Origin of the sequence: Streptomyces sp. CBMA123, assembly GCF_014596465.1 — a bacterium.
Taxonomy (GTDB): domain Bacteria; phylum Actinomycetota; class Actinomycetes; order Streptomycetales; family Streptomycetaceae; genus Kitasatospora.
Window position 1 is genome coordinate 1 of the sequence record NZ_MECK01000487.1, and the last position, 1,257, is coordinate 1,257.

A 1,257-nucleotide genomic window follows, 5' to 3' on the forward strand; every position below is an offset into this window, starting at 1 on the left:
GCCGGCTGGGCGGCGGCAGCCCGGCGGAGGCGGCGGTCCAGCCGGCCGCGTCCACCACCAGGGCCGGGCCGCCGACCCGGGCGAGCAGCGGGGCGGCGAGGGTGCGGAGCTGGTTCAGCGCCTCCAGCCGGTGGGCGCGCAGCTCGGTCTCGGCGAGCCGGGCGGCGGTGGCGGTGAGCTGGAGGAGGTACGGGCGGACGTTGTGGGCCGGGCCGCTGAGGTTGATCGCGCCGACCAGCCGGCCGGTGGCCGGGTCGTGCACGGGCGCGGCCACGCAGGTCCAGGTGTGGTGGCTGCGCAGGTAGTGCTCGGCGGAGTGGACGTGCATCGGGCGCTGGGCGCGCAGGGCGACGCCGATGCCGTTGGTGCCGACGGTCTCCTCGATCCAGCGGGCGCCGGTGACGAAGCCGATCCGGTCGGCGCTGCGGCGCAGGCCGCGCTCTCCCTCCTGCCAGAGCACGTGGCCCTCGGCGTCGGCGATGGCGAGGATCAGCGGCGCCTGGCCGACCGGTTCGAGCAGGGTCTCGCGCAGCACCGGCATGACGTTGTCGAGCCCGCTGGACCGGCGGCGCTGCTCCAGTTCGGCGGGGCCGAGCAGGACGGTGGCGGCGCCGCTGTCGGGGTCGAGGCCGAGGCGGCGCAGCCGGGCCCAGGAGTCGCCGATCTCGGGGCGGGGTTCGAGCCGGCCGGGGCGGGGCGGTGTGCCGGGCCCGCCGGTCTCGGGGAGGGCGAGTTCGCGGGCGGCGGCGTCGGCGAGGGTGCGCTCGTGGACCTTGGCCAGTTCCGCCGCGGTCGGCGGGGTGCGGCGCTCTGGTCGTCGGGACTGCCGTCCGGTCTGCCGCACTCGCGTTGCTCCTCGCCGCCGTTCGAGGACGCGCCGGGGTCGACGCGCTGACGAAAGCGTACGGGTGCGGTGGGCGTGTGGGGATGGGGTCTGCCAAGTCCGCATACCGGTCGGTACGGTACCCGTCCGGCGGCCGTGCGGGGTGCGCCGGGTGGGGTCTGCGGTGGGCCCCGGCCGGCCCGCCGGGGCCCGTTCTAGCGCTCCGTGCCGGGCTCGTGCTGGGCGGCCTCGACGGTGTGGTGGAGGTCGGCGGTGGCCTCCAGGGTGGCGCCGGTGGTCAGGGCCAGGCAGGCGGCCAGGGCGAGGGCGACGGCCCGCAGCCGATGGGCCGGGGTGGTGGCCGGGCGGGGCTGGAGCAGGGCCGCGACGCGGCGCGGGACCGGGCCGGAGTGGGCGGCGGCGACCAGCGTGAG

1 protein-coding gene and 1 pseudogene are annotated in these 1,257 nt (G+C 78.4%); both read right to left on the reverse strand.

From position 1 onward, the window contains the following. Nucleotides 1-844, reverse strand: an 844-nt coding sequence (locus tag BG452_RS47895) for a GAF domain-containing protein (protein WP_188308359.1), incomplete at its 3' end; no start/stop codon positions are given. A gap of 194 nt (nucleotides 845-1,038) precedes the next feature. Then, nucleotides 1,039-1,257, reverse strand: a pseudogene (locus tag BG452_RS34940) (M56 family peptidase); the annotation flags it as partial.